This window comes from Pseudomonas sp. 09C 129 (genome assembly GCF_002843625.1).
Classification (GTDB): Bacteria; Pseudomonadota; Gammaproteobacteria; order Pseudomonadales; family Pseudomonadaceae; genus Aquipseudomonas; species Aquipseudomonas chlororaphis.
Genome location: NZ_CP025261.1, coordinates 1,576,104 through 1,601,160, shown reverse-complemented (window position 1 = coordinate 1,601,160; position 25,057 = coordinate 1,576,104). Strand labels below are relative to the sequence as shown.

The 25,057-nt window shown below is 65.3% G+C and carries 23 protein-coding genes; 7 read left to right on the top strand and 16 right to left on the bottom strand.

What is annotated here, in order from left to right:
• Positions 1 to 3: 3 nt before the first annotated feature.
• From CXQ81_RS07330 to CXQ81_RS07320, 3 genes are all read right to left on the bottom strand, one after another.
• Complete coding sequence (locus CXQ81_RS07330) at positions 4 to 990, bottom strand: alpha-ketoacid dehydrogenase subunit beta (RefSeq protein ID WP_101336870.1); 987 nt, start codon at positions 988 to 990, stop codon at positions 4 to 6.
• Positions 983 to 2,077, bottom strand: a complete 1,095-nt coding sequence (gene pdhA, locus CXQ81_RS07325; protein WP_101336869.1) for a pyruvate dehydrogenase (acetyl-transferring) E1 component subunit alpha — start codon at positions 2,075 to 2,077, stop codon at positions 983 to 985. Before pdhA ends, CXQ81_RS07330 begins: the two co-directional genes overlap by 8 nt.
• 98 nt (positions 2,078 to 2,175) lie before the next feature.
• Positions 2,176 to 3,195 (bottom strand): Glu/Leu/Phe/Val dehydrogenase dimerization domain-containing protein, encoded by a 1,020-nt coding sequence (locus CXQ81_RS07320; RefSeq protein WP_007932382.1) that lies wholly within the window; start codon positions 3,193 to 3,195, stop codon positions 2,176 to 2,178.
• Positions 3,196 to 3,378: 183 nt separating this feature from the next.
• Here CXQ81_RS07320 and CXQ81_RS07315 point away from each other — a divergent pair, with 183 nt between their 5' ends.
• The 3 genes from CXQ81_RS07315 to CXQ81_RS07305 all read left to right on the top strand — a co-directional run bounded on the left by CXQ81_RS07315 (position 3,379) and on the right by CXQ81_RS07305 (position 5,587).
• Positions 3,379 to 4,182: a SirB1 family protein gene (locus CXQ81_RS07315; RefSeq protein ID WP_007932379.1), complete on the top strand. Its 804-nt coding sequence runs from the start codon at positions 3,379 to 3,381 to the stop codon at positions 4,180 to 4,182.
• A gap of 68 nt (positions 4,183 to 4,250) precedes the next feature.
• Positions 4,251 to 5,063 (top strand): class I SAM-dependent methyltransferase, encoded by an 813-nt coding sequence (locus CXQ81_RS07310; RefSeq protein ID WP_007932377.1) that lies wholly within the window; start codon positions 4,251 to 4,253, stop codon positions 5,061 to 5,063.
• A gap of 56 nt (positions 5,064 to 5,119) precedes the next feature.
• On the top strand, positions 5,120 to 5,587 hold the full coding sequence (locus tag CXQ81_RS07305; RefSeq protein ID WP_007932374.1) for a GNAT family N-acetyltransferase: 468 nt from the start codon (positions 5,120 to 5,122) through the stop codon (positions 5,585 to 5,587).
• A gap of 12 nt (positions 5,588 to 5,599) precedes the next feature.
• Here CXQ81_RS07305 and CXQ81_RS07300 read toward each other — a convergent pair whose 3' ends face one another.
• The 4 genes from CXQ81_RS07300 to hmgA all read right to left on the bottom strand — a co-directional run bounded on the left by CXQ81_RS07300 (position 5,600) and on the right by hmgA (position 10,467).
• Entirely contained in the window at positions 5,600 to 6,970 is a 1,371-nt protein-coding gene (locus tag CXQ81_RS07300; RefSeq protein ID WP_101336868.1) for an aromatic acid/H+ symport family MFS transporter, read from the bottom strand.
• Positions 6,971 to 7,200: 230 nt separating this feature from the next.
• Positions 7,201 to 7,839 (bottom strand): maleylacetoacetate isomerase, encoded by a 639-nt coding sequence (gene maiA / locus CXQ81_RS07295; RefSeq protein ID WP_092417965.1) that lies wholly within the window; start codon positions 7,837 to 7,839, stop codon positions 7,201 to 7,203.
• A 15-nt stretch (positions 7,840 to 7,854) separates the two neighbouring features.
• Positions 7,855 to 9,159: a fumarylacetoacetase gene (gene fahA, locus CXQ81_RS07290; protein WP_101336867.1), complete on the bottom strand. Its 1,305-nt coding sequence runs from the start codon at positions 9,157 to 9,159 to the stop codon at positions 7,855 to 7,857.
• Positions 9,160 to 9,162: 3 nt separating this feature from the next.
• The gene (gene hmgA, locus CXQ81_RS07285; RefSeq protein ID WP_101336866.1) at positions 9,163 to 10,467 is read right to left on the bottom strand and encodes a homogentisate 1,2-dioxygenase; all 1,305 of its coding nucleotides are present in this window, start codon (positions 10,465 to 10,467) and stop codon (positions 9,163 to 9,165) included.
• 166 nt (positions 10,468 to 10,633) lie between these two features.
• Between hmgA and CXQ81_RS07280 the strand changes: the two genes are divergently transcribed.
• Positions 10,634 to 11,425 carry an IclR family transcriptional regulator gene (locus tag CXQ81_RS07280; protein WP_007930806.1) on the top strand — a complete coding sequence of 264 codons (792 nt, stop codon included), beginning with the start codon at positions 10,634 to 10,636 and terminating at the stop codon, positions 11,423 to 11,425.
• 343 nt (positions 11,426 to 11,768) lie between these two features.
• On the opposite strand, the gene CXQ81_RS07275 is transcribed toward CXQ81_RS07280, so the two are convergent.
• The 8 genes from CXQ81_RS07275 to CXQ81_RS07240 all read right to left on the bottom strand — a co-directional run bounded on the left by CXQ81_RS07275 (position 11,769) and on the right by CXQ81_RS07240 (position 22,310).
• The gene (locus tag CXQ81_RS07275) at positions 11,769 to 14,312 is read right to left on the bottom strand and encodes a LuxR C-terminal-related transcriptional regulator (RefSeq protein WP_101336865.1); all 2,544 of its coding nucleotides are present in this window, start codon (positions 14,310 to 14,312) and stop codon (positions 11,769 to 11,771) included.
• A gap of 148 nt (positions 14,313 to 14,460) precedes the next feature.
• Positions 14,461 to 15,828: a DUF1329 domain-containing protein gene (locus tag CXQ81_RS07270; protein WP_101336864.1), complete on the bottom strand. Its 1,368-nt coding sequence runs from the start codon at positions 15,826 to 15,828 to the stop codon at positions 14,461 to 14,463.
• A gap of 25 nt (positions 15,829 to 15,853) precedes the next feature.
• Positions 15,854 to 17,647: a DUF1302 domain-containing protein gene (locus CXQ81_RS07265; RefSeq protein ID WP_009042224.1), complete on the bottom strand. Its 1,794-nt coding sequence runs from the start codon at positions 17,645 to 17,647 to the stop codon at positions 15,854 to 15,856.
• 635 nt (positions 17,648 to 18,282) lie between these two features.
• Positions 18,283 to 19,194 carry an SDR family oxidoreductase gene (locus tag CXQ81_RS07260; RefSeq protein WP_101336863.1) on the bottom strand — a complete coding sequence of 304 codons (912 nt, stop codon included), beginning with the start codon at positions 19,192 to 19,194 and terminating at the stop codon, positions 18,283 to 18,285.
• 214 nt (positions 19,195 to 19,408) lie between these two features.
• Entirely contained in the window at positions 19,409 to 20,311 is a 903-nt protein-coding gene (locus CXQ81_RS07255) for an alpha/beta fold hydrolase (RefSeq protein WP_101336862.1), read from the bottom strand.
• Positions 20,311 to 21,093, bottom strand: a complete 783-nt coding sequence (locus CXQ81_RS07250; RefSeq protein WP_007929804.1) for a class II aldolase/adducin family protein — start codon at positions 21,091 to 21,093, stop codon at positions 20,311 to 20,313. Before CXQ81_RS07250 ends, CXQ81_RS07255 begins: the two co-directional genes overlap by 1 nt.
• Positions 21,094 to 21,247: 154 nt before the next feature.
• Positions 21,248 to 21,934 (bottom strand): LrgB family protein, encoded by a 687-nt coding sequence (locus tag CXQ81_RS07245; protein WP_007929805.1) that lies wholly within the window; start codon positions 21,932 to 21,934, stop codon positions 21,248 to 21,250.
• Positions 21,924 to 22,310, bottom strand: coding sequence for a CidA/LrgA family protein (locus tag CXQ81_RS07240; protein WP_101336861.1), 387 nt, complete (start codon positions 22,308 to 22,310; stop codon positions 21,924 to 21,926). Before CXQ81_RS07240 ends, CXQ81_RS07245 begins: the two co-directional genes overlap by 11 nt.
• Positions 22,311 to 22,420: 110 nt before the next feature.
• Here CXQ81_RS07240 and CXQ81_RS07235 point away from each other — a divergent pair, with 110 nt between their 5' ends.
• The gene (locus CXQ81_RS07235) at positions 22,421 to 23,317 is read left to right on the top strand and encodes a LysR family transcriptional regulator (RefSeq protein WP_007929807.1); all 897 of its coding nucleotides are present in this window, start codon (positions 22,421 to 22,423) and stop codon (positions 23,315 to 23,317) included.
• On the opposite strand, the gene CXQ81_RS07230 is transcribed toward CXQ81_RS07235, so the two are convergent.
• On the bottom strand, positions 23,298 to 23,753 hold the full coding sequence (locus tag CXQ81_RS07230; protein ID WP_053259670.1) for a flavodoxin: 456 nt from the start codon (positions 23,751 to 23,753) through the stop codon (positions 23,298 to 23,300). The two genes, CXQ81_RS07235 and CXQ81_RS07230, sit on opposite strands and share 20 nt — an antisense overlap.
• 156 nt (positions 23,754 to 23,909) lie before the next feature.
• Between CXQ81_RS07230 and CXQ81_RS07225 the strand changes: the two genes are divergently transcribed.
• Together CXQ81_RS07225 and CXQ81_RS07220 are read left to right on the top strand one after the other, a co-directional pair.
• Complete coding sequence (locus CXQ81_RS07225; protein WP_007929819.1) at positions 23,910 to 24,383, top strand: PAS domain-containing protein; 474 nt, start codon at positions 23,910 to 23,912, stop codon at positions 24,381 to 24,383.
• 55 nt (positions 24,384 to 24,438) lie between these two features.
• Complete coding sequence (locus CXQ81_RS07220) at positions 24,439 to 25,044, top strand: hypothetical protein (protein ID WP_101336860.1); 606 nt, start codon at positions 24,439 to 24,441, stop codon at positions 25,042 to 25,044.
• Positions 25,045 to 25,057: the final 13 nt, after the last annotated feature.

The window sequence follows — 25,057 nt, the reverse complement described above, 5'->3', positions numbered from 1 at the left end:
TCCTCAGGCAAAGTTCAGGGTGCTGTCGCAGGCGTGAAGAATGTCTTCGACGCCGGGGATGTACAGCGACTCCAGGCGATACAGCGGCGGTGGAATGTCCGGCGCGGTGACCCGCAGGATCGGCGCCTGCAATTCCAGCAATACCCGCTCGTAGAGGCTGGCGGCAATTTCCGCGCCGACGCCGCAGGTGCGCGGCGCCTCGTGCACGATCACGCAGCGCCCGGTCTTGCGCACCGAGGCTTCCAGGGTGTCGAGGTCCAGCGGCTTGATGCTGGCGACGTCGATCACCTCCGCCGACACGCCCAGCTCGGCCAGCGCGTTGGCGGCCTGCAAGGTCTCGACGATGCTCGCGCCCCAGCTGACCAGGGTGATGTCGCTGCCTTCGCGCAGGGTGAAACAACTGTCCAGCGGCAGGCGCTTGCCGTCGTCCACCAGCGGTTGCGGGTTCATGCGGTAGAGCCGGGTCGGCTCGAGGAACAGCACCGGGTCGGGATCGTCGATGGCTGCCAGCAGCAGGCCGTAGGCCCGCGCCGGCGAGGACGGCACCAGCACCCGCAGCCCCGGGATATGGGCGAACAGCGCCTCGGTGCTTTCGCTGTGGTGCTCCGGCGCGCGAATGCCCGCGCCCATGGGCGTGCGCAGCACCATCGGGCAGGTGATGCGCCCGCGGGTGCGGTTGCGCATGCGGCTGGCATGGGACACCAGGTGCTCCATGGTCGCGTAGATAAAGCCCATGAACTGGATTTCCACCACCGGCTTCAGGCCTTGGGCGGCCATGCCGATCACCAGACCGCCGAGCATGGTTTCCGCCAGTGGCGAATCGATCACCCGCTTGAAGCCGAAACTGTCGCGCAGCCCCAGGGTGGCGCGGAACACCCCGCCGTTCACCCCCACGTCCTCACCCAGGACAATCACGTTCTCGTCCTCGGCCATGGCCCGGTGCAGCGCCAGGTTCACCGCTTCCAGCAGGCTGAATGTGCCGTTACTCATGGTCCGTACCTCCCGCACGCCGCGCCAGCCGTTCGAGGAACACCTCGCGCTGTTCGGCCAGGGCCGCCGGCCACTGTGCGTAGACATGGTCCAGTATCGACTCGGGGGCCTGGGTGCCCGCCGCCTCGAAGTTATCCACAGCACGCTGCACCAATGCCTGGCATTCCACCATCAGCGCCTGCTCGCGGTTTCCCTCCCAGACACCCTGCCCGACCATGAAGCGTTGCAGGCGTTTGATCGGCTCTTCCAGCCAGGCCTGCTTGACCTCATCCGCGGCCCGATAGCGCGTGGCATCGTCGGCGGTGGTGTGGTCGCCCAGGCGATAGCTCAGGCATTCCAGCAGCACCGGTCCCTTGCCATGCCGGGCACGCTCCAGGGCCACCTGCACCCGGTCGTACACCGCGAGCATGTCGTTGCCATCGACCTGCTCGCCGTGGAAGCCGGCGCCGATGGCCTTCTGTGCCAGGGTTGGCGCGCCGCACTGGATGCGCCGTGGCACCGAGATCGCCCACTGGTTGTTGTTGACCACGAACACCACCGGCAACTGCCAGGTGCCCGCCACGTTGAGGGCCTCGAGGAAGTCGCCCTTGCTGGTGGCGCCATCGCCACAGGTGGTCACCACCACCCGGTGCTCGCCACGGATCTTGAATGCGCTGGCCACGCCGCAGGCATGCAGGGCCTGGGTGGCGATCGGCACACAGATGGGGAAGTCCTCGGCCACCGCCGGGTCGGCGAAATCGCTGCCGCGCTCGTCGCCGCCCCAGTACAGCAGGATCTCCTCCATGCGCACCCCGCGCATCAATTGCACGGCAGTGTCGCGGTAATAGGGCACCAGCACGTCTTCGGGCCGCATCAGGCTGCCGATGGCCACGCCAATGGCTTCCTGGCCGAGGGTCGGCGCATAGGTGCCGATGCGTCCTGTACGTTGCAGGGCCACGGCTTTCTGGTCGAACAGGCGGGTCAGGACCATCTGCCGGTAGAGCCGGGTCAGCAGATTGAAGTCGTCGGCCCAGGTCGGCAGGTCGCCGAGCAACTGGCCGTCCGGGGACAAATAGCGGGTATAGGGAAGTGCAACCTTGTGAGGCATCACATGGCTCCTGGCACGCCGGGTCAGCGTGCAGTTGTTGCGCCTCGCGCTTGTGGCGCGGGGCTTACAGGGCGAAAGGCCGGGTAAGGCCCTCGCGCCTAGCGGTACAGCACGCGCTCTGCCAAGTCGTCGGCCACCCGCGCCGGGGAGCGCTTTTCAGCCTGGGCATGAGCGAAGACCTCGGTGAGCCGCTGGCTGATCTTCGACAGGTGGGCGGTGATGGTCGCTAGGTCTTCACCGCGATGCTTGAGCGAAACGTAGATCAGCCCGCCGGCGTTGATCACGTAATCCGGCGCGTAGAGGATGCCGCGGTTTTCCAGCTGGTCGGCGACCTGCAGGTTGGTCAGCTGGTTGTTCGCCGAGCCGGCGACCGCCGAGCAGCGCAGTTGCGCCACGCTGTGGCTGTTGAGCACGCCACCCAGCCCGCAGGGCGCGAGGATGTCGCACGGGGTGCTGAGCAAGGCTTCGTTGGCGATGGGATGGGCGCCCAGTTGCTCCATGGCCAGTTGCACCTTGCCGGAATCGATATCGCTGACCAGCAGTTCGGCGCCCGCGGCATGCAACTGCTCGGCGAGGGCGAAGCCGACATTGCCCAGGCCCTGGATCGCCACCCGCAAGCCTTCGAGGTTGTCGCTGCCCAGGCGCGCCATGGCGGTGGCGCGGATGCCGGCGAACACCCCCATGGCGGCATGCGGTGCCGGGTCGCCGGAGGCGGTGGTGCTGGTGACGTGCTGGGTGGTTTGGGCGATGCAGTCCATGTCGGCGACCGAGGTGCCGCTGTCGATGGCGGTGATGTAGCGGCCATCGAGTTGCTCGACGCAGCGCCCGAAGGCTTCGAACAATGCGGCACGGCTTTCGACGTGTGGCGGACGGATGATGACCGCCTTGCCGCCGCCGTGAGGCAAGCCGGCCAGGGCGGCCTTGTAGCTCATGCCCTGGGCCAGGCGCACGGCATCGACCACGGCACTTTCGTCGTCGGGGTAGGCAAGGTAACGACAGCCTCCCAAGGCAGGCCCCAGGCGGCTGCTATGAATGGCAATCACCGCCTTCAACCCGGTGGCCGGGTCAACGCTCAGGTGCAGCGATTCAAGGCGAGTGCTTTGCATGAGAGCGAACATCGTCGGGCTCCCGAATCACTTCTTGTAGTCGCCAGTATAGGCTTGTGCATGAAAATTGCTGGAGCGCGCGGGAATAAGCCCGGTGCCTTACCGGGCTTTAGGAAATAACCTGCTACGGCATGTGTGCGGCACTGGACGAACGCCCGCGACGGGGCTAAAACGAGGCATTCGCTGGAGATTTCGATGAACCCGCGTCAAGCTTTTTTCGCCTGCCTGCAACAGTCCCCGCCCGCCCTTTTCGAGGCGGCGCTGTGGATCGCCGCCGAGCACGACAAAGAGGTGTCGCCCGAGCAGTTGCTGCAAGACTTCAAGGAACTGCAACAGCGGGTCAGCGCAGGCTTGCCGCTGCTGCCGGTCAGCGAACTGGGCCAGCCGCTGCTGCGGCGCATGAACGACCTGGGGTTCCAGCAGGACGAGTTCTTGCCGCTGCGCCCGCAGGCGGCGCTGCTGGACAAGGTGCTGCACACCCGGCGCGGGCAACCGCTGGCGCTGGGGCTGATCGCCCTGGAGCTGGCGCGGCGCCTGGAGATCCCCATGGTCGGGGTCAACTTCCCCGGGCACTTTCTGTTGCGCGTGCCCGGTGCCGATCATCTGCTCGACCCTTGCGGCGGGCGCCGCCTGTACCCCAACGACTGCCGTGAGCTGCTGGAGCGCCAGTACGGGCCGAACATCAAGCTGGCCGCCGAGCACCTGGCCACGGCCAGCCCGCAGCAGATGCTCCAGCGTCTGTCGCGCAACCTGCGCCAGTTGCACCTGAGCCACGACGACCACCTCAATGCGCTGATCGATGCCGAGCGGGTCCTGGAACTGGGCAATGGCAGCGCCTCCGACTACCTGGCCCGCGCCAGCCTCTACCAGCACCTGGACTGCCCCAACGCCGAACGCTTCGACCTGGAGCACGCCCTGCTGCTCAGCGAAGACCCGATCCAGCGCCTGCGCCTGACCGAACGCCTGGGGCACCTGCCACCCAATACCATCGTGCACTGATGGGGCGCTCTGCCTCCCATGCCACAATGCCCGGCGACAACTCTCCGTTTGCTTCAAGGATGAACAGCATGAACAGCGCCGAACGCTTTCTTCAGGACTTTCACCAACGTCGCCCCGGCACCACGCCGCCGGCTTTTTCCGGGCTTAGCCTGCCGGGGCGCGGTTCATCCTACGAGATGCTGGCAGCCACGCTCGCCACCACTCAGCCTCGCGCACGGGTGCTGGACCTGGGCTGCGGCGACGGTTTCCTGCTGGATCTGCTGGCCAGGAAGTATCCCGATGCCCGGTTGACCGGCGTGGACATGAGCGCAACCGAACTGCAGGCGGCCCGCACCCGCCTCGCGAACCGCAGCGTGCTGCTCAATGAGCGGGCCCAGTGCCTGTCGATTGCCACCGGCAGCATCGATGCCGTGGTCTCGCACCTGGCCCTGATGCTAATGAGCGATATCGAACAGGTGCTGGGGGAAATCCATCGGGTTCTGGCCAAGGGCGGGCAACTCTCGGCCATCGTCGGCCGGGCCTTTCTGTTGGGCGAGCCGGGCCAGCACTACTTGCAGGCCTTTCGCACCGCCGCCCGACGCGACCAGCTCCGTCCCTTGCCCCTGGTGGATCCCCGTACTCAGTCACAGCGTGGATGGCGGGAGCTGTTGGGCCACAGCTTCACCTCGCTGCACTTCGAGGAACTGGACCTTGAGTGGACGCCCACCTTCGAGGAGCTCTGGGATTCGTTGGCAGAAACCTACGACCTGGATCGCCTGACACCCGCCAATCGCGCATTGATGAAGAGCGAACTGCGCACGGCCACACAACCCTTGCTCCGAGCGGACGGCACGCTGCTGACCGGCTGGGGGCTGCTGCTGATCCAGGCCAGGGCGGCATGACAGCCCCGCCCGGGCTCTGGCAGGATGCTCGGCTCACACCAGGGAATGGGCACAGCATGCTGATCAGAAAAGCTCATGGCGACGACGCGCAACGCGTCTTCGTCATTCGCAACCAAGCCATCAACCACCAGTGCAGCGGCCATTACCCCGCCGCCGACCTGCAGGTCTGGACCGCCGGCAGCCTGGGGGACTACTTCGTCGAAGTCCTGAAGAAGACCGGGCACGTAGCCGTCATCGACGACCAGATCGCCGCCAGCGGCATGCTCGATCCGGAGTCGGGGCAGGTCGATGCGGTGTTTGTCGATCCGGCGTACATGGGCCGCGGGATCGGCCGGCAGATGATGGACTACCTCGAACAGCTGGCACTGCAGGCCGGCCTACCGCACCTGATCCTGGACTCGACCCTGAACGCCGCAGACTTCTATCGCCACTGCGGCTTCGTCGGCGAGCAGGTTGCCCAGTACCATTCGCCCCGGGGCCTGACCCTGGCCTGCGTGCCGATGATCAAGCATCTGGCACGCTGAGCCCGCGCGCCTTCAGGGTTTGAGCGGCGCCTGCAGTTCTGGTGCAGGCCCCGCGCCTGCCGAAGGCGCCTCGGACGGCGAGCGCACCTGGATGATCAGCAGCGCCGCAATCACCGCCGGAATCGCGCAGAAGAAAAAGATCTGCTGCACCGGGATGTGCATCGCCAGAAGCAGGCTGCCGAACAGCGGGCCGAGGATCGAGCCGAAGCGGCCGACGCCCAGGGCCCAGCCGGTGCCGGTGGCGCGGACATGGGCCGGGTAGAAGTTGCTGGCGAAGGCGTTGAGGGTCAGTTGGCCGCCGATGATGCAGAAGCCGGCGGCGAAGACGAAGGCCACCAGGTAACGCGGATTATCGTGGTTCAGGCCCAACAGCAGGGTGCACAGCGCCGCCCCGGCCAGCACCGCCGAGAGCAGCCGTACCTTGCGTTGCAGGCGGTCGGCGAACCAGGCCATGCAGATCGCCCCCAGGGTGCCGGCGAACAGGAACATCGAGGTCACCAGGTTCGCTTCGTTCAGGCCAAGGCCACTTTCCAGCAGCAGCGACGGCAACCAGCTGATCATGAAATACAGCAGGATCAGGCTGACGAAAAAGGTCGACCAGATCAGCAGCGTCGGGCGCGCATAACCGTGGCGGAACAGCTCGATCACCGTGAGCTTGCTGCCCTGCTCGGCTTGGTTCTGCGCGGCCGAGGCGGCCGGTGGTTGCCAGTCCGGCAGCATGCGCGCGGTGACCTTGCGCAGGCGGGCATAAGGCGGCTGATCGCGCAGCAGGCGCGGCAACGACTCGGGGAGGAACCAGGCCAGGAAGGGAAACAGCAGCAACGGCGTGACGCCGCCGGCGAGGAACACCGCCTGCCAGCCGAAGCGGTCGATGAAACCCGCGGCGACAAAACCGCCGGCCGCGCCGCCGAAAGAGAAACCGCAGGCAGCCAGGGTCACCATCAGGGTGCGCAGGCGCGGCGGCGAATATTCCGACATCAGCGCCATGGCGCTGGGCATCGCCCCGCCCATGCCGATGCCACAGATAAAACGCGCGACCATCAGGCTGTTCAGCGAATCGGCGAACACCATCATCACCGTGAGGCTGGCGTAGACCAGCACGCAGGCCAGCAGAATCCGCCGCACGCCAAACCGGTCCGCCAGCGGCGTCACCGCCAGCGAGCCCAGGGTCAGGCCCAGCAGGTTGGCACTGAACACCGGACCGAACGCGGCCTTTTCCAGGCCCCAATCCTGGGCCAGGGCCGGCACCACATAACCCAGCACCTGGGCGTCGTAGCCGTCGGTGACCAGCAACAGGGCCAGGAGCAGAAGAAGCAACCACTGATAACGCGACACCGGACGGGCGTCGAGGGCCGCCCGGAAGCTGGCAATCTGATTGTGCATCGCAAGGTACCTGCTGTTTTTTATGGTTATGGAAGCCGGCAGACCGTCATTGCTCTTGGGCGACAAGGATCGGTCTTGTGTACATCTTCAGGCGCGGGAACACGCTGCTGCCGCAGGCCTGTCTCCTGTAGCCGCTGCCGCAGGCTGCGATAAGGCCGAAGGCCTTCAGCGATCCAGAGATCTTCGCGACCGTTCCGGTCGATCGCAGCCTGCGGCAGCGGCTACACAGGTCAGGCGGGCGTATCGGGCTGGTTGGCCGGGTGGGCCTTCTGGAACGCCGGATGTTCGGCGGCCAGGGCGGCGACCCGGCGAATCCGCGGGTAGGCGTCCAATGGCACCTTGAAGCGCTCAGCCGCGTACAGCTGGGGAATCAGGAAGGTGTCGGCCAGCCCCGGCTGCTCGCCGAAGCAATAACCCTGCTCGCCGATCAACTGCTCGACCGCCGCCAGGCCATTGCTGATCCAGTGACCGATCCACTCCAGCACCCGGGCCTCGTCGTAGCCCCACTGGCGCAGCAGGTTCTGGGTGCTGGAGTTGTGCAGCGGATGGATATCGCAGCCGATCAGCAACGCCACCGCCCGCTCGTGGGCGCGGGCCGCCAGCTCCTGGGAGAGCAGCGGCACCTGTGGATAACGTTCTTCCAGGTATTCGACGATGGCCAGCGACTGGATCAGCAGCTCGCCGTCATCGGTGCGCAAGGCCGGCACGCGGCCTTGCGGGTTGATTTGCAGGTATTGCGGCTGGCGGTTCGCACCGCCGCCGGCCGCCAACAGGTTGACCGGCAGCGCCTGGTAGTCCAGGCCCTTGAGCGCCAGCGCGATGCGCACCCGGTAGGACGCGGTCGAACGGTAGTAGGTATAGAGCTCCATGACGCGCACCTCTTCTTAACGGGAAGGCAGGACTTTACCGCGGCATTCGCCGAAACCGATGGAGGCGAAACCCTCGCGGCGGCAGCGGCCGCGCAGGATGATTTCGTCGCCGTCCTCAAGAAATTTACGCACTTCGCCGGACGCCAGTTCGATCGGTTTCTTACCGCCTTCGGTGATTTCCAGCAGGCTGCCGAACTGGTTGCTTTGCGGGCCCGACAGGGTGCCCGAACCGAACAGGTCGCCGGCCTGCAACTGGCAGCCGTTGACGCTGTGGTGAGCGACCATCTGCGCCACGGTCCAGTACATGTACTGGGTGTTGCTCAGGGTCAGGCGGTGGGCCGGCAGGCCTTGCTCGCGCATCGCTTCGGTGAGCAACAGCACTTCCAGCTCGATATCGAAACCACCGGCGGCCTGGTCGCGCTTGTCCAGCAGGTACGGCAGCGGCTGCGGGTCGCCTTCGGGACGTGGCGTCTGGGCACGGCGGAACGGTTCCAGGGCTTCGGCCGTCACCACCCAGGGCGAGATGCTGGTGATGAAGCTTTTCGACAGGAACGGGCCCAGCGGCTGGTATTCCCAGGCCTGGATATCCCGCGCCGACCAGTCGTTGAGCAGGCAGAAGCCGGCGATGTGCTCGGCAGCGTCGCCAATGGCGATCGGCTCGCCCAGCTCATTGCCCTGGCCGATCCAGATGCCCAGCTCCAGTTCGTAGTCCAGCCGCGCGCATGGGCCGAAGGTCGGCTCGCTCTGGCCGGCGGGCAGGGTCTGGCCCTTGGGCCGGCGTACGTCAGCACCGGAAGTACGGATGGTGGAAGCGCGGCCGTGGTAACCGATCGGCACGTATTTGTAGTTCGGCAGCAACGGGTTGTCCGGGCGGAACAGCTTGCCGACGTTCTGCGCGTGCTCGATGCCGACATAGAAGTCGGTGTAGTCATTGATCCTTGCCGGCAAGTGCATCTGGCAATCGGCGGCCAGGGGCAGCAGTTTCGCGCCCTGGGCCTCGACCTTGCCGCGCAGGCTGCTGCCTTCGCCGAGCAATTCCAGCAGGCGCTCGCGCAGGGCCACGCGGGCCGGGCGGCCCAGTTCGAAAAAGGCATTCAACTGGCCGCCACGGGTGGCATCCACCGCGGCCTTGGCCGGGCCCTCGAACAGCCCGGCGTCGAGCGCCGCTTCCAGGTCGAAGATGTGCTCGCCGATGGCCACGCCGCTGCGCGGCGCCGAACCCTTGTGGCTGAACACCCCCAGCGGCAGGTTCTGCAGCGGGAAGTCGGCATGGTCGTTGGCGGAGGCAACCCAGCTGCGGGTGATGGTTGGCTGATTCATGGGTTATTTCCGATTCGGGTTGAAGGTGGCGGGCAGCGAGGCCCAGCAAGCATCGTAGTCGTTCTGCAATTGCGGGCACTCCAGGGCGAACTGGCTCGGACGCAGCACCTGGCTGGTCTCGAACATGAAGGCCATGGTGTTGTCGATCTTGGCCGGTTGCAGCTCGGCGTTGATGGCCTTGGTGCAGCTTTCGCCATCCGGGCCGTGGGCGCTCATGCAGCTGTGCAGCGAAGCGCCGCCGGGCACGAAGCCTTCGGCCTTGGCATCGTAGGCGCCCTGGATCAGGCCCATGTATTCGTTCATCAGGTTGCGGTGGAACCACGGCGGCCGGAAGGTGTTCTCGGCCACCATCCAGCGCGGCGGGAAGATCACGAAGTCGAGGTTGGCCAGGCCGTGCACGCTGGTGGGCGAGGTCAGCACGGTAAAAATCGACGGGTCCGGGTGATCGAAGCTGACGGTGCCGATGGTGTTGAAACGGCGCAGGTCATATTTGTACGGCACGTTGTTACCGTGCCAGGCCACCACGTTCAGCGGCGAATGATCCAGCTCGCAGCCCCACAGCTCGCCGAGGAATTTCTGCACCAGGGTCGTCGGCTGCTTGAGGTCTTCGTAGTGGGCGACCGGGGTCAGGAAGTCCCGCGGGTTGGCCAGGCCGTTGCTGCCGATCGGCCCCAGGTCGGGCAGGCGCAGGGGCGCGCCGTGGTTTTCGGCCATATAGCCGCGCGCCTGCGGGTCCAGCAGTTCGACGCGGAACTTCAGGCCGCGGGGCAATACCGCGATCTCCAGCGGTTCGACTTCCAGCACCCCAAGCTCGGTGGCGATGCGCAGGCGGCCCTGTTCGGGCACCAGCAGCAACTCGCCGTCGGCGTTGAAGAACACCCGCTCCATGGAGCGGTTGGCACGGTAGGTGTAGATGCTGATCCCGGCGGGTTTCTGCGCTGCCGAGTTGGCGACCATGTTCACCAGGCCGTCGATGAAATCAGTGGGCTCGCTGGGGATCTCCAGCGGGTTCCAGCGCAGCCGGTTGGGGGTGATCTCGCCCAGCGGCCCGCCCGCCAGCTGGCGATCCAGCTTGACGAAGGCCGGGTGGTTGGCCGATGGCTGGATGCGGTACATCCAGGTGCGCCGCGCTTCGCTGCGGGCCATGGTGAAGGCCGTGCCGGAGAAGAGTTCGGTGTAGAGGCCGTAAGGGGCTTTTTGCGGGGAGTTCTGGCCGACGGGCAAGGCGCCTGGCAGGGCCTCGCTGGAAAACTGGTTGCCGAAGCCCGACTGGTACGCCAGCCCGGACACCGTGGAATCGAGGTTCATGGAGCCTCCTGGAAGTGGAGTTGGCAGCGGCCAGCGACTCCATGGGAAGAGCTCTCGGCACGCCTGCGTTATTTTTATCGTAATCCAATTACGGATAACGTAATTTGATTGGTATTGACCGTCAAGCTATAAAGACGCCCATTCGTCCCGGGATCACACCGCCTCCATGGAAAAGCCGCGCAGCACCAGCGACAGCAACGGTAAACAGAAAGTCCGCTCGGCCGAGGTCGGCACCGACATCCTCAAGGCTCTGGCCGAGCTGTCGCCGGCGACCTCGCTGTCGCGCCTGGCCGAACATGTGCAGATGCCGGCGAGCAAGGTCCACCGTTATCTGCAAGCGCTGATCGCCAGTGGTTTCGCCGAACAGAACACTGCCACCAACCACTATGGCCTGGGCCGCGAGGCCTTGCGGGTGGGCATGGCCGCGCTGGGCAGCATGGATGTACTGAAGGTCGCCGCCCTGCCCCTGGCCGAGTTGCGCGATGAATTGAACGAGACCTGCTTCCTCGCGGTATGGGGCAACCAGGGCGCGACCGTGGTGCATATCGAACCGGCCGTGCGCGCGGTGACGGTGGTGACCCAACTGGGTTCGGTGCTGCCCTTGCTCAGCTCGTCCACCGGGCTGGTGTTCGGCGCCTACCTGCCGAATCGCGAAACCGTCGATTTGCGCGAGCAGGAACTCAAGGCCCACGCACCCCATGCGCTGGCGGACGAGCAGGCCTATGCCGCCCTGTGCGAGCAGATCCGCCAGCGCGGCCTGCACCATGTGCACGGCCTGCTGATGCCCGGCGTGGATGCCTTGTCGGCGCCGGTGTTCGACGCCACCGGCAAGGTCGCCGCCGTGCTGACGGTGGTCGGCCCGACCTCGCTGTTCCACGCCGACGAAAACGGCCCGGCGGCGCAACGCCTGCTGGCCGCGTCCCAGGCGGTGAGCTGGCGCATGGGTTACCAACCCTAGACGCGGATCCATCCAATCGTCAGCTTTGCGGCCGCTGCGCGACCGATCGCAGGCTGCGCCAGCGGCTACAACAACCCCGACCTCTGTAGCCGCTGCCGAAGGCTGCGATCGGCGGCGCAGCCGTCGTAAAAGAGGGCCACGCGGTTTAGCAGATGCACCGCGCCGTCAGGTTTTGCGGCCGCTGCGCGACCGATCGCAGGCTGCGCCAGCGGCTACAACAACCCCGACCTCTGTAGCCGCTGCCGAAGGCTGCGATCGGCGGCGTAGCCGTCGTCAAAGCGGGCCGCGCGGTTTGGCGGGAGGCCGCGTTGTCAGAGTGGCGGCCCTGATATCTGTCCGACCACTACATCAATCCCAACGTCTTGGCCTTGGCCACGGCCTGGGTGCGGCGCTCCACCCCGAGCTTGCTGTGAATGCGCCGCGCATGGGTCTTCACCGTGTGCAGGGAAATGAACAATTGCTCGGCGATCTGCTGGTTGGAGCTGCCCAGGGCGATCAGTTGCAGCACCTCCAGTTCCCGCTGGCTCAGCGGGCTCTCCCCTGCCGCCAGCAGCGGCATGGGCGCTTCGGGTTCGGCCACCGGCTGGACGTCAAACATCCGCGGCTGACGCAGACGCAATTCATGCAGCGCCTGGTGCAGGTTGCACCGGGCACCGAGCTCCAGCCCCTCCTGCAGGGCCCCGGCGGACAACGCCCGATCCCCCAGCACAAAGGCGACCTCGGCCAGGGCCAGGTGCAACTCGGTCTGCAGGCACAGCATGCCCCGTTGCCGGGCCTGTTCGAGCAGGCGCTGCAAGTTTGCCACCGGTGCCTCGGCACGCTGCAGGTACACCTCGGCCAGCACCAGCAGGTACTCGATACGCGGAATCAGCTCGAGGGTGGCCGGTGGCGCCTGGCGCGCCTGGGGCCCGCGGTAGTGACGCAGCACCCGGCTCAGGGCCTCCTGGGCCAGTTCTGGCCGCCCCTGTTGCAACCAGAACACGCTGCTGACCTGCAGCAGCACGGCGCGGTACACCGTGTCCGGGATCTGCCGTTGCTGCATCAGCCGCTCGGCATCGCGCAGGCGCACAAACGCGTGGGCATAGTCGCCCTGGTTGGCGGCCAGGAACGCCTGGCCGAGAAACCCGTACAGGGCGCGCTTGTCGTGACTGAGCAGACAGCGTTCGAGCCCGCTCTGGAAGTGCCCGGCGGCCTGTTCCGCCTGCCCCTGGCGCAAGGCCAGGCGCCCTTGGCGCAAGGCGATACGACCCAGCAGCGGGCCGACCCGATAAGCCTGGCGACTCAACAATTGCTGCACATCGTCCAGCAGGCTCTGCGCCCTGTGGGGCACCCCACGCTGCTCCAGCAGTTGGGCATGGTCCAGCTCCAGCAGCGCTTCGAACAGCAATGAACCCTGGGCCCGGGCCAGGCACAGCGCCTCGCGGTTGAGCATCTGCGCCACGTCCAGTTCGCCCCGGAGCAAGGCCTGCTGGGTCAGGCCCGAAAGGCACAGCAGGCGGGTCGGCCAGGCATGGGCCGGCAGTTCGGTCAGCGCCTCGAGAAAATGCATCCGCGCCGGTTCCATCAACCCTTGCAGATGCAGCAGCCAGCCCTGCTGCGCCTGCCAGCGCGCCACCAGTTGCCGCTGCCCGGAGGCCGTCGGCTGCGGCGTGAAACGCGCCATCTGCGCCACGCAGTGTTGCGCCTGGTCGAAACGCCCGGCGAACAGCAAGGCCGCCGTCAACAGCCCGACCAACTGCGGGCTGCCGAGCAGCAGTTCCTCGCCCTGCTGCTCATGCAAACGCAACAGCAACACCACATTCTGCTGCTCGAACAGGTGCTCGAAACTGAAGTGCTGCAACAGGCTGACCGCCACTTCGTATTCCTGCGCCAGCAACGCCTGCTCGAACGCCGCCTGCCAGTCCTCCTGCGCGGCGAACCACTGGCAGGCACGGCGATGCCAGGAGCGTCCCGCCGGCCAGGGCTCGTCGCGCATCAGCCGGGCCAGGGGCGCGAACACTTGCAGCCACTCCGGCGCAGCCTCCCAGGGTTCGATGAAGCAGCCCAGTTCCTGCAATGTCCGCAGGTACTGGGCACCCTCCCCGGCGCCGAACAAGTGCTCGCACAACGCGGCATTGAAGCGCGGCAGGTGCGCCAGCACATGCCAGACCTCGGACAGCTCCGCCGGCAACACACTGAACAACTCGTGCTCCAGGTATTCCAGCAGGGTATTGGGCCGCCCTTGCCGGCACGGCGTGGCCACCAGCTCGCTGCCTTCGAGCAGGGCGATGCGCACCCCGGCGCACCAGCCGGCACTGCGCTGGAAAATCCGGCTGGCGGTGTGGATCGACAATGGCTGCGGCAATTGTTGCAGCAGTCGCTCGATGTCCTCCTGGGTGAACGCCAGCTCGGGCCCCGTGCATTCGTAGAGCTGGTCGTCGAGCAGCAGCCGCGGCCAGTTGCATTGCGGCCGGCGGCGGCCGCCCAGCCACCAGGTCAGCGCCGGGTTGCTGATCGCCAGCAGGCGGTCGAGCAGCAGGTCCAGCGGCGGCGCGGCGACCCGGCAATAGTCGTCGAGGAACAGCCAGGTCGGAGTCTGCACCTGCGCCAGATGGTCCAGCACGGCAGCTTCGTCCGATACGGCCAGGCCCAGCGCCCGCGCCAGCTCGCCGCACAATTGCAGCGGTGTCTGCGCGGCCCCGGCCTGGGGCAACCAGCACACCCGGCACCCGGGCGGCGCCTGCAACAGGCATTCGGCGAGCAGGGCCGTCTTGCCGCTGCCGGCCGGAGCACAGAGCAGTTTCACCCGGGCGGGCGACGCCAGGAGCGGGGCACTCAGACGGCTGCGGGACAGGTGATGGGAGGACAAACGGGGCAGGAATCCAGGACAGGGAGTCATGGCGGTCATTGCGGCGTGCCTTTTTATAGTTTTAGCCTGCGTGCCCCCACCCTAGCCTTGTCGCCGGTGCTTGTTGAGAAGTATTCAGCACGCTGATCCGCGCCCATAAAAAAGGCGACCGATCGGTCGCCTTTTGCCATCGTTTGTATCCCGGGCCTTACCGAACGCCGGTTGCGCGCAGGGCGGCCGGAGTGTAGTCGGCGGCCTTGGCGGCAAAACCGAACTCGAAGCTGTGCTTCTCTTCGTTCTTCATCCCCAGGGCGAGGTAGCGCCCGGCGATGATGTCGTACAGCGCTTCGAGGGTGTAGGCCGGCACCTGGGCGTTGTAATAGAACTGCGCATGCCCTTCGGCCACCCGCCACAGCTGGCCACGCCCGTCGTAGTGGTCCACCAGCGCCACCTGCCAGCTGTCCTCGTCGATGTACATGTGGCGCTTGGCATAGATATGCCGCTCGCTCGGCTTGACCGTGCCGACCACTTCCCAGACCCGGTGCAGCTCGTAGCGGGTCAGGTCCTGGTTGATATGCCCGGCCTTGATGATGTCGTCGTACTTGAGGCTCGGCGAATCCAGCTTGTAGCTGTTGTAGGGGATGTACATCTCCTTCTTGCCCACCAGCTTCCAGTCGTAGCGGTCCGGCGCGCCGGAGAACATGTCGAAGTTGTCCGAGGTGCGCAGGCCGTCGGCGGCGGTGCCCGGCCCGTCGTAGGCCACTTGCGGGGCGCGGCGCACACGGCGCTGGCCGGCGTTGTAGATCCACGCCAGGCGCGGCTCCTTCACCTGGTCGAGGGTTTCGTGCACCAGCAGCACGTTACCGGCCAGGCGCGCCGGAGCGGTCACCGCCTGCTTGAAGAAGGTCAGCACGTTGGCGCCTTTCTCCGGGTCCAGGTCGGGGATCTGCTGCGGCACCGCCACCTCCTCCTCGAAGCGGATCGGCGTGTAGCTGCCGTTGGTCTGCGGCGTGGCCTGGGTGATGATCCGGCGCAGGTTGCCGCCGCGATAACGGGTGGTGTGGTTCCACAGCACTTCCACGCCGGTCTTCGGAATCGGGAAGGCGTAGTAGCGGTTGCCGGTGAAATTGGCCAGGCCGTTGCCTTCGTTGATCGAGGTGACGTTCAGCGCGCTGCGCTTGGCCGACTCGTAGATGTCCGCCGGCAGGCCGACCGTGCGGTGGGTCGGGTAGACCGGGATCTTGTAGGTTTCCGGGTAGCGCTTGAACATCGCCACCTGGCCGTCGGAGAGCTTGTCCTTGTACTTGTCGACAGTGGCCGCGGTGATAGTGAACAGCGGCTTCTCGTTGGCGAACGGGTCGGCGAGGAAGCCCTTGGCATCCACCGCCCCGGCGTTCTTGCCGATACCGCCGGTCCAGGCCGGGATCGAGCCGTCGGCATTGCCGGCCTTTTCCGCGCCGAGCGGGGTCAGGCTGGTGCCGAGCTTGTCCGCTTCCTGCGGGGTGACCGCCGCCATCACATTGGCCGCCAACAGGGTCAAGGCCAGGGCGCCGCATTGCAAAATCGTCTTGCGCATAAAGTTGTCCTTCTTCAGGGCCGGATCAGAAGTTCACGCCGAAGCTCAACGCGAGGAAGTCGCGGTCTTTGAGGGTGTTGTAGTCACCGCCGAAAAAGTCGGTGTAACTGAGGCTGGCGGTGTAGGTGTTGCGGTAGTCGGCATCGACCCCGAGGCTCACCGCCTTGGCGCCTTCGTTGAACAGGCCATTGGGGCCGTAGCCGTTGACGTCGTGGGACCAGGACAGGTTGGGCTTGAGGTTGATCCCGGCGATCAGGTTGTTGTAATCGAGGATCGCCCGGGCGCGATAACCCCAGGACGTGGCGGTGACGAAACCGTCGGTATCGCCACCGAAACCGTACTGGCCGTAGACCGAATCGCGGCCGTAGCGCAGCTGGCTTTTCGACTCCAGGCCACCGACATGCACGATCGCCGCCTCGCCCACCAGGGTCAGGCGGTCGGCGCCCAGCACCTGGTCGAAGAACTGGGTCAGGGTGCTCTGGACCTGGGTGATTTCCTTGCGCCGGTAACCGGTGTTGTCGGCGCCCGCCGAGGTCCGCACCGGCGACGCCAGGCCACCGGCGATGGGGTTGACCAGGGCCAGAGTCAGGTCGTTGGTGTTGATCTGCACCGGGGCGTTGGGCCGGTAGCTAATCTCGCCGGTCCAGGCGGTGCCGGTGGGCAGCGTGGTGGAGAAGCTGGCGCCATACAGACGGATATCTTCCGGGTACTCGAGGTAGTACTGGCCGCGCCCGAGCATCACGCTCTGGGCCAGGGCCGAACCGGTGCCCGGGGCGATACGGTTGGCGGTGCTGACGATCCCCGGGATGCTCGCCAGGGTGCTGCTCCCGGCGGTGATGGTGCCAACCGTCGGGGTGCGCGCGTGGTAGTTCATGAAGTACAGCCCGTACTCGGTGTCGTCGCCCAGCCAGCGCAAGGCGGTGCCCCACTGCCCGGAGTCGCGGGCATCGCGGTCGCCGGCGCGGCCGATCACCACGCCTTCGGGGGCCACGGTGAAGCCCTGGCCGAACGCCGCGGCAATCGGTTGCAGCGGGCGGATCGCCGGGCTGCCGACGGTGTAGCCAGTGGTGCAGCCGTCCGCCACCACGTCGTTGCCGAAGAAGGTGCCGCAGTTGTCGACCACGGTCTGGTCCCACTCCAGCTGATAGAAACCTTCCACGGTCAACTGGTCGGTCAGGCCCTGGGAAGCGAACAGCATGTTCACCGGGATCAGGCCTTCCTTGATCTCGGCACCCGGGCGGCGAAACGCCGAGACGTCGATCGGGTTGATGCTGTTGATCGAGTTGCCGATGAAGGTGCTTTCGCCCCAGCTGACCACCTGCTTGCCGGCGCGCACAGTGCCCGGCAGGTCGGCGATGGAGTAGTTGTGATAGATGAAGGCATCGAGGATCTGCCCGCCGGACGACTTGGCGCCCTCCTTGCGGTTGTGGTCGCTGATGGGCTTGAACTCGCGGTCCTCGTCCTTGAGTTCGAAGTCGTACCAGTATTTGCCACGGACAAAGACGCCGGTGTCGCCGTACTTCAGTTCAAGGTCATGGATGCCCTTGAAGATCTTCGAAAAGGTCTCGCCCTTCTTGAAATTCAGGCGCCCGTCGTCGCCGGTGGAAGACTGCCCGCGACCACCGTTGGACACACCCACCAGGTCCTTGTCGGCATCGCGCATGCCCCAGCTGGCGCCGATGGACAGCGAAGAATCGAACTGCCCCTCGATCTCCCCGATGTTGAATGAAACGGCCTGCGCCTGGGCGCAGCCCCCCAAGGCCACCGCGACGGCCAGCGCCCGCGGTGTGAAGATGGCGCGCATTGTTGTTTTTGTCATGCGTCTTCCCCGGTGAGTGACAGAAGGCCTCACCCTACTGCCGGCGCACAGGAGCGATAAGCGCACCAAGGAGGTATTCGCGTTGTCGTTCGAAAGGATGAATGCCCCCGCCATTCGGACCTTTGCGCGGTGCATCGACGGGCTGGATGGATGGGTATCAGGTGGATGGATTGCGCCCTTGCGGGGCATGTCCGCGCGACGTGCACTACTATTGCCCAGGCTGTAACAGTCCTTGTCCACAATCGCTATTTTTCATTGCACAGCCAGCCCTTATTCTGGCCTCGCTCTCACGGCAAACAGCCACGCAGAGTCGCCCAGAGGTGTGATCACGCCACCTTGGGGGCAAGAGGATTCAGAAGGTTTGAAGCAACGATATTCAGATCTTCACCGGGTGTTCACTGACGTTGATTTGTTGCTCCTTGATCTAACGTCTTCCTTCGGCCGCTGCCTTGCAGCGGCCTTTTTTATGCCCGGTAGAAAGCCAAGTCGATACTCAAGATGTCTGCTCGCCGTGGCAATGGAAACGCTGCAACAGGCGATGGACTGACAGCGCCAGGGTCAGGCCAAAGGCAGTGATGAAGGCATAAGGCGAACAGCCGCGCAGGCCGCGGCTGTTCGGGTTGGCGGGCGCTGCTTCAGATCGCGTATTTCTGCAGGTTCTGCATCATCTCTTTCAAGGCTTCGATGTTGTCCTTGGGGTGCGCCGCGCCCTCGAAGTCGCAGATCTGCTGCCAGTGGGCGGCGACATCTTCCGGGGAAAAACCTTCACGCGGATCGAAGCCCAGGCCCAGGCTGCGCTCCCAGCGCACCTTGCCCATCCAGCCGCCGCCGACCTCGAACAGGCCGGAGGTCTCCTGGCAGTTCTCGCTGCCCAGGTACACCACCAGCGGGCTGACCAGTTCCGGCTTGAGTTGCTCGAACACCTGGGGCGGGATCAGCCCTTCGGTCATCCGCGTGCCGCCGGTTGGCGCGATGGCGTTGACCAGGATGTTGTTCTTGCGACCTTCGATGGCCAGGGTGCGGGTCAGGCCGTAGAGGCCGAGCTTGGCCATGCCGTAGTTGGACTGGCCGAAGTTGCCGTAGATGCCGGACGTGGACGCGGTGAAGATCACCCGGCCATAACCCTGCTCGCGCATGTGCGGCCAGGCGGCGCGGGTCACCTTGTAGGCGCCTTCGACATGGACGCGGTACACCAGGTCCCAATCGGCGTCTTCCATCTTGTGGAAGGTCTTGTCGCGCAGGATGCCGGCGTTGTTCACCAGCACATCCACCCGGCCGAAGGCATCCAGGGCGTTCTGCACGATCTTGTCGCCGTCGGTCACCGAATCGTGGTTGGCCTCGGCGATGCCGCCGGCTTCGCGAATCTGCGCCACCACCCGGTCGGCCGCCGAGGCATTGGCGCCCTCGCCCTGGGTCGAACCGCCCAGGTCGTTGACCAGGACCTTCGCCCCGTGCCGGGCGAACAGCAATGCATGAGCCTGCCCCAGACCGCCGCCGGCACCGGTGACGATCACGACTTTATTCTCGAAGCGCACAGACTCACTCATACCGAACTCCCACAGGCCAGATGGACAACAGACGGACAATGGCTTCGAGTGTCAGGCACGCGGCTGGCGGTCACAATAAACACGGCTGAAGCTGAATGGTGCGCAATAAGGCAGGGGGATGATCGAGGGGGAACCACGGCGTGGGCCGCATCGACGTCTGGCATGCACAGGCCAAGGCCGCAGAACCGCGGTAGCCACGGACAGCGCGGGGCGCTCAGGAGCAGGCCAGTTTTCGCGGTGGAAACTCCAGGCTTTCGCGAAAGGCCAGATAGTGCTTGAGCACCTGGACCGGGGCCTCGGTCTGCGGGTAGTGACCGATCCCGGCCAGCAGCACGGTATCCGGGGCGGGGATCAGTTGGCAGTAGCGCTCGACCATGTGCGCCCCGGAAATCGGATCCACCGCGCCGTCGATCACCCGTAGCGGCACCTCGCCGCGCTGCATCGCACTCACCCAACGGTCGCGCTGCACCCGGCGCTCGGGAATGTAGCCGATCAATTTATGCAGGATCCGCGGGCCGTTATTGGCCTCCACCAGGCTCCAGAAGTCATCCAGCACGCTTTCGCTGGGCCGGGTCTGCGGGCCGAAAATCTGGCTGAAACTCTTGGCCAGGCCCTCACGGCTGAAGGCGCGGCCGAGCATCCAGCCCAGCGGGCTGAGCAGCAGCTTCTGCGTCAGCACCGGGCGATGGGTTTCCGGAAACAGGCCGCCGTTGAGGAACACACAGCTGGCCATGTTGCAACGCTCTTCGTAGTGCCGGGCGAGCATTTCCTGGGCGACGCTGTCGCCATAGTCGTGGGCCAGCAGATGCACGGGGCTATCGACCCCCAGATGCTCGAGCAAGGCCTGCTGCAGGTCCGCCTGTTCCAGCAGGCTGTACTCGTGGTCCCGCGGCTTGGCCGAATCGCCAAACCCCAGCATGTCGCAGGCGATCACCCGATAGCGCTGCGCCAGGGGCTGCCACAGGTAATGCCAGTCCCAGGCGGCGGTGGGAAAACCATGGATCAGCAGCAGCGGCTCGCCCTGCCCCGCGGTCCAGTAGCGAATGGCATGGCCGCGAAACGCGAAGCTATGTCCGCGCTTGCGCCACACGCACAGAGGAATCTCGGCCATAGGCATCAGAGTTTATAACCCGCGTCTTGTTTATCGAGTTTGCGCAGCAGTGCCGGCCATGCCAGCGCGCCGCCCATGCCTTGAGCGCTTCTGGTGACCCCGGCGATCATCGCCTTGGCCCCGGCCAGAATCTGCGGCTCGATGGCGATCAGTTGCGCCGCACCGTTCTGCGCCAGCACCTGGATCTCGCAGGCGCGCTGGAAGGTGAACATCATCAGGAAGGTGTCGGCGATGGTGCCGCCACAGGTCAGCAGACCGTGGTTGTGCAGCATCAGGAAATTGCTGTCGCCGAGGTCGGCCTGCAGCCGGGCCTTTTCCTCGTGGTTCAGGGCCACGCCCTCATAGGCGTGATAGGCCAGGCTCGACAGCACGAACAGCGATTGCTGGCTGATGGGCAACACCCCCTGCTGCTGCGCGGACACCGCGACCCCGGCCGCGGTGTGGGTATGCAGCACGCAGGCCACATCGTGCCGCACTTCGTGCACGGCGCTGTGGATGGTGTAGCCGGCGGGGTTGATCTCGTAGGGGCTGTCCATCAGCTTGTTGCCGGCCTGGTCGACCTTCACCAGGCTGGAGGCGGTGATCTCATGAAACATCAGGCCGAACGGGTTGATCAGGAAATCTTCGGTGCCAGGGACCTTGGCGGAGATGTGGGTGAAGATCAGATCGTCCCAGCCATGCATCGCCACCAGGCGGTAGCAGGCGGCCAGATCGACGCGGGTTTGCCATTCGGCGGTGCTGACCTGGTCTTTCACACTCGATGTCGATTGAACGGAGGATAGGCTCACGGCAAGGACCTCAGTGACGGCAGTTTTTTATTATTTTTTCGGACGTGGGGATCAGTCTAGTCAGCCACCCGGGTTCGGGTAGTTGCCTTTGCAGCCAGCTTACTGACCGAGTGGGTCAGTGGTCATTTTAGTTGCAATCGGCACAGGTCAAACGTCAAAGCAACGACGCCAGTAAAGGGGCGGCGAACAGGTTCAGCAGGCCCGTGAGGACCATCACCAACCCAGCCACCGAGCCCTCTTCGCCGCCGACTTCATGGGCGCGGCTGACCCCCGCGCCGTGGGCGCCGACCCCGAACAAAGCACCGCGAGCCAGGGCGCTGCGCAGCGGCAGCCACTTGAGCAGGACACCGCCGAGCATGGCGCCGAACACCCCGGTGAACATCACGAACACCGCCGTCAGTTCGGGCACGCCGCCCAGGTCATGGGCCAGCGGCATGGCGAAGGGCGTGGTGATCGAACGCGGCACCAGCGACAGGGTCACCGAGCTGTCCAGGGCCAGCACCCGCGCCAGGCCGAAGGAGCTGGCGATGGACGCCGCACTGCCCGCCAGCATGCCCAGGAGCAAGGCCGACCAATGCCGCGCCAACAGCTGCCGCTGCTGCCAGATCGGCACTGCGAAAGCCACGGTGACCGGCCCCAGCACCAGCATCAGCCAATGGGTATTGGCGGCGTATTCGGCATAGGCGGTGTGCAGCGGCACGGCGATCGCCAGCAACAGGGCCGGCACCAGGATCAGCGGCGATAGCAGGTAGCGCCCGGTGCGCCGGTAGATCCAGCGGCTGAACAGATAGGCCGCGAGCGTCAGCAGCAGCCAGAACATCGGCATGGGCTCAAGCGTCATGGCGCATTCTCCAGCGGCACACCCATTCCACCGTGAACGCGGTGACCAGCATCACCATCAGCGTACTGGCGCCAATCACCAGCAGGATCCGCCAGCCGTCCTGGCGCAGCAGGCCACCGTAGTCCAGCAGGCTCATCAGCGCCGGAATGAAGAACAGCAGCATCTCGGCCATCAGCAGGCCCGCGCCCATTTGCAGCGCCGCCGGCTTGACCCAGCCCAGGGCGAACGCCAACAGCAGCAGGGCCAGGCCGATCACCCCACCAGGAATCGGCCACGCCAGCCACCCGGCCAACTGGCAGCCGAACAGATAAATAGCCAGCAACACCGCCAGTTCGGATAACAGGCGACCCAGGTGTTTCAAGGTGGAAGCGTTCATGGAATTCGGTCCTCGCAGGCCTGCATTTTAGGCAAGCGCCTGCCATCACCGAAGCGAATTGTTAGACTGGAAGCCATTCCAGAATGGAATTAAGAGCACGGACCCAAAACATGGACTTCAAACAACTGCGCAGTTTTGTCGAAGTGATTCACCAGGGCGGTTTCACCCAGGCCGCCAAGACCCTGCATATCAGCCAGTCGGCGGTGAGCAAGCAGATCGCCCAGTTGGAACAGAGCCTGGGCACGCCATTACTGGATCGCCAGGGCTCGCACATTCATCTCACCGCCGCCGGCAGCGTGGTGCTGCAACGCGCCGAAGGCATGCTGCGCCTGCGCAATGAGCTGCTCAGCGAGCTGGACGACCTGAGCTTGTTGGCCCGCGGGGAATTGCGTCTGGGCCTGCCCCTGCTGGGCAGCGACGCACTGTTCGCCGGCCTGTTCGCCGAGTACCGCAGGCGCTACCCGAACATCAGCGTGCAGTTGCTTGAAGGCGGCAGCCTGAATATCGAGCAGGCGGTGCTCAACGGCGAACTGGAGATCGGCGGCAGCCTGACGCCCAAGGACCCGACCTTCGCCTACCAGCCTTTCTGCGACGAACCTCTGGATGCCTTGCTACCGGCCGATCATCCACTGGCGATCAAGGCCCAGGTGCGCCTGGAGGAACTGGCGGACACGCCGTTCCTGCTTTATCAGCGCAGTTTCGTGCTCAACGACCGGCTGTTGCAGGCCTGTCAGCAGGTGGGGTTCACCCCGAAGGAAGGTGGCCGCAGCGGCCAGGCGGACTTTCTCGCCGCCCTGGTGGCCGCCGGGCAAGGCGTGGTGCTGTTGCCCAGCGTGGTGGCGCGCGGCCTGGTCCGGCCCGGCGTGGTACGCCTGACGCTGCAAGCGCCCGACTACCTGCGTTGGGACATCGCCTTCATCTGGCGCCAGGGCGCCTATCTGTCCAAGGCCGCGCAAGCCTGGCTGGCGCTTTTGCGCGAGCGGCCGGTCAGCCGCGCAGAGCGCTGATCAACTCGGCCAGCCAAGGCTCGGCGTCGGTTTCCGGGGTCACGCTTTCGCTGGCGTCCAGGCGCAGCATTGCCAGCACTTCACGCACGCCCAGCTCGGCGAACAGTTCGCGCATCTGCTCGCCACCGCCACAGAAGGTGTCGCCATAGCTCGAATCGCCCAGGCCGATCACCGCGCCGGGCAAACCGCGCCAGGCCGCCGGCAGTTGATCGCGAATGGCCGAATACAGCGGCAGCAGGTTGTCCGGCAGCTCGCCCATGCCGGTGGTCGAAGTCACGGCCAGGAACGCCTCGGGGCCGAACGCCTGGACATCCGCCAGGGTCGCGCGCGGGTTGTGCCAGGCCTCGAAACCTGCGGCATTGAGGAGTTTGGCGGCATGCCGGGCGACTTCTTCAGCCGTGCCGTACACCGAGCCGGAAAGGATGGCGACTTTCATCAATCTGATCCTGAAGCTGAGTAAAAGACTGGGATATTAACAGTTGCGCGAAAAAATCCAGCCTTGTAGCGTGATTTACCCATAATGGCCAGTGGACAGCTTCGCGCCATGTCTTAGAATTGCCGCCACCTGCCGATCGACTGCGGAAAGCCTCCGATGATCAACGCCCATCTGCTGCAACTGGTGATCAACGCCTCCAACGACGGGATTGTCGTGGCCGAACAGGAAGGCGAAGACAACATCATCATCTACGTGAACCCGGCGTTCGAACGGCTCACCGGCTACAGCGCCGACGAGGTGCTGTACCAGGATTGCCGCTTTCTCCAGTCGGGCGACCGGGACCAGCCGGCAATCCCGCTGATTCGCCAGGCCCTGGATAGCGGCCAGCCCTGCCGCCAGGTGCTGCGCAACTACCGCAAGGACGGCAGCCACTTCTGGAACGAACTGTCGATCACCCCGGTGTTCAACGAAAGCGACCAGTTGACCTATTTTGTCGGGGTGCAGAAAGATGTGACGGTCCAGGTCAAGGCCCAGCAACGGCTGGCGCAGGTGGAAAAGGAGCTGGCCGAAACCCGCGCGGAACTCGCCGCTTTCCAGGCGACGAGCGGCTCTAACAAGATGTCGAATTAGTTGTCAGTACGCTTAATCACCAATGATTTTGTCATCTTCCCCTTCGAGCAACATCATGCGCCGTGACGCTCTCCTCACCCAGGATGAACTGGACTTCATTCAGACCATGCAGCACAACCCGCAACTCAACGTGCGGGATGCGAACTCGAGCCTGCTGGTGAATGGGGGTTCACAGATCCGCGACCTGCTCACCCGCCTGGCGGCCAATGAGCAAGTGACTATCCAGGCGCACTTTGAAAACCAGCAGATGACCTTTCCCCTGCACCTGGTGGAAGACGAGTTCCACGCGCTGCATCTGCGCCTGGGCGTGCCGAGCATCTTCGAGGATGGGCCGAGGGTCCGCCCCTGGCGCCTGACGCTGGCGGAGCCGGTGGCCTTGGAAAACGCCAAGGGGCAGCCCACTGCGCTGTGGGTGCATGAGGTGTCGTTCAACAGCGTGTTGCTGGAAATCCACAACCGGGCCAAAGCGCCAAAGCAGTTCGCCCAGTGGTTCAGCCCGTCGGGCTACGAGCGCATCGCCCTGCGCGGCCGCCTCGAACGCCAGACCGACGCCGGCTTCTATGCCTATCGGTTGAACCAGAGCGACACGGATGAAACCGAGCGCCTGCGCCAGTTCATCCTGCAACAGCACCGCCTGGCACACCCCAACCTGCATATCTGAAATCGCAGCTTTT

What these genes read in the sequence shown, in the direction of transcription:
- CXQ81_RS07330 (WP_101336870.1), bottom strand. Translation starts at nt 990, where the DNA reads ATGAGTAACGGCACATTCAGCCTGCTGGAAGCGGTGAACCTGGCGCTG.
- pdhA (WP_101336869.1), bottom strand. Translation starts at nt 2,077, where the DNA reads ATGCCTCACAAGGTTGCACTTCCCTATACCCGCTATTTGTCCCCGGAC.
- CXQ81_RS07320 (WP_007932382.1), bottom strand. Translation starts at nt 3,195, where the DNA reads ATGTTCGCTCTCATGCAAAGCACTCGCCTTGAATCGCTGCACCTGAGC.
- CXQ81_RS07315 (WP_007932379.1), top strand. Translation starts at nt 3,379, where the DNA reads ATGAACCCGCGTCAAGCTTTTTTCGCCTGCCTGCAACAGTCCCCGCCC.
- CXQ81_RS07310 (WP_007932377.1), top strand. Translation starts at nt 4,251, where the DNA reads ATGAACAGCGCCGAACGCTTTCTTCAGGACTTTCACCAACGTCGCCCC.
- CXQ81_RS07305 (WP_007932374.1), top strand. Translation starts at nt 5,120, where the DNA reads ATGCTGATCAGAAAAGCTCATGGCGACGACGCGCAACGCGTCTTCGTC.
- CXQ81_RS07300 (WP_101336868.1), bottom strand. Translation starts at nt 6,970, where the DNA reads ATGCACAATCAGATTGCCAGCTTCCGGGCGGCCCTCGACGCCCGTCCG.
- maiA (WP_092417965.1), bottom strand. Translation starts at nt 7,839, where the DNA reads ATGGAGCTCTATACCTACTACCGTTCGACCGCGTCCTACCGGGTGCGC.
- fahA (WP_101336867.1), bottom strand. Translation starts at nt 9,159, where the DNA reads ATGAATCAGCCAACCATCACCCGCAGCTGGGTTGCCTCCGCCAACGAC.
- hmgA (WP_101336866.1), bottom strand. Translation starts at nt 10,467, where the DNA reads ATGAACCTCGATTCCACGGTGTCCGGGCTGGCGTACCAGTCGGGCTTC.
- CXQ81_RS07280 (WP_007930806.1), top strand. Translation starts at nt 10,634, where the DNA reads ATGGAAAAGCCGCGCAGCACCAGCGACAGCAACGGTAAACAGAAAGTC.
- CXQ81_RS07275 (WP_101336865.1), bottom strand. Translation starts at nt 14,312, where the DNA reads ATGACCGCCATGACTCCCTGTCCTGGATTCCTGCCCCGTTTGTCCTCC.
- CXQ81_RS07270 (WP_101336864.1), bottom strand. Translation starts at nt 15,828, where the DNA reads ATGCGCAAGACGATTTTGCAATGCGGCGCCCTGGCCTTGACCCTGTTG.
- CXQ81_RS07265 (WP_009042224.1), bottom strand. Translation starts at nt 17,647, where the DNA reads ATGACAAAAACAACAATGCGCGCCATCTTCACACCGCGGGCGCTGGCC.
- CXQ81_RS07260 (WP_101336863.1), bottom strand. Translation starts at nt 19,194, where the DNA reads ATGAGTGAGTCTGTGCGCTTCGAGAATAAAGTCGTGATCGTCACCGGT.
- CXQ81_RS07255 (WP_101336862.1), bottom strand. Translation starts at nt 20,311, where the DNA reads ATGCCTATGGCCGAGATTCCTCTGTGCGTGTGGCGCAAGCGCGGACAT.
- CXQ81_RS07245 (WP_007929805.1), bottom strand. Translation starts at nt 21,934, where the DNA reads ATGACGCTTGAGCCCATGCCGATGTTCTGGCTGCTGCTGACGCTCGCG.
- CXQ81_RS07240 (WP_101336861.1), bottom strand. Translation starts at nt 22,310, where the DNA reads ATGAACGCTTCCACCTTGAAACACCTGGGTCGCCTGTTATCCGAACTG.
- CXQ81_RS07235 (WP_007929807.1), top strand. Translation starts at nt 22,421, where the DNA reads ATGGACTTCAAACAACTGCGCAGTTTTGTCGAAGTGATTCACCAGGGC.
- CXQ81_RS07230 (WP_053259670.1), bottom strand. Translation starts at nt 23,753, where the DNA reads ATGAAAGTCGCCATCCTTTCCGGCTCGGTGTACGGCACGGCTGAAGAA.
- CXQ81_RS07225 (WP_007929819.1), top strand. Translation starts at nt 23,910, where the DNA reads ATGATCAACGCCCATCTGCTGCAACTGGTGATCAACGCCTCCAACGAC.
- CXQ81_RS07220 (WP_101336860.1), top strand. Translation starts at nt 24,439, where the DNA reads ATGCGCCGTGACGCTCTCCTCACCCAGGATGAACTGGACTTCATTCAG.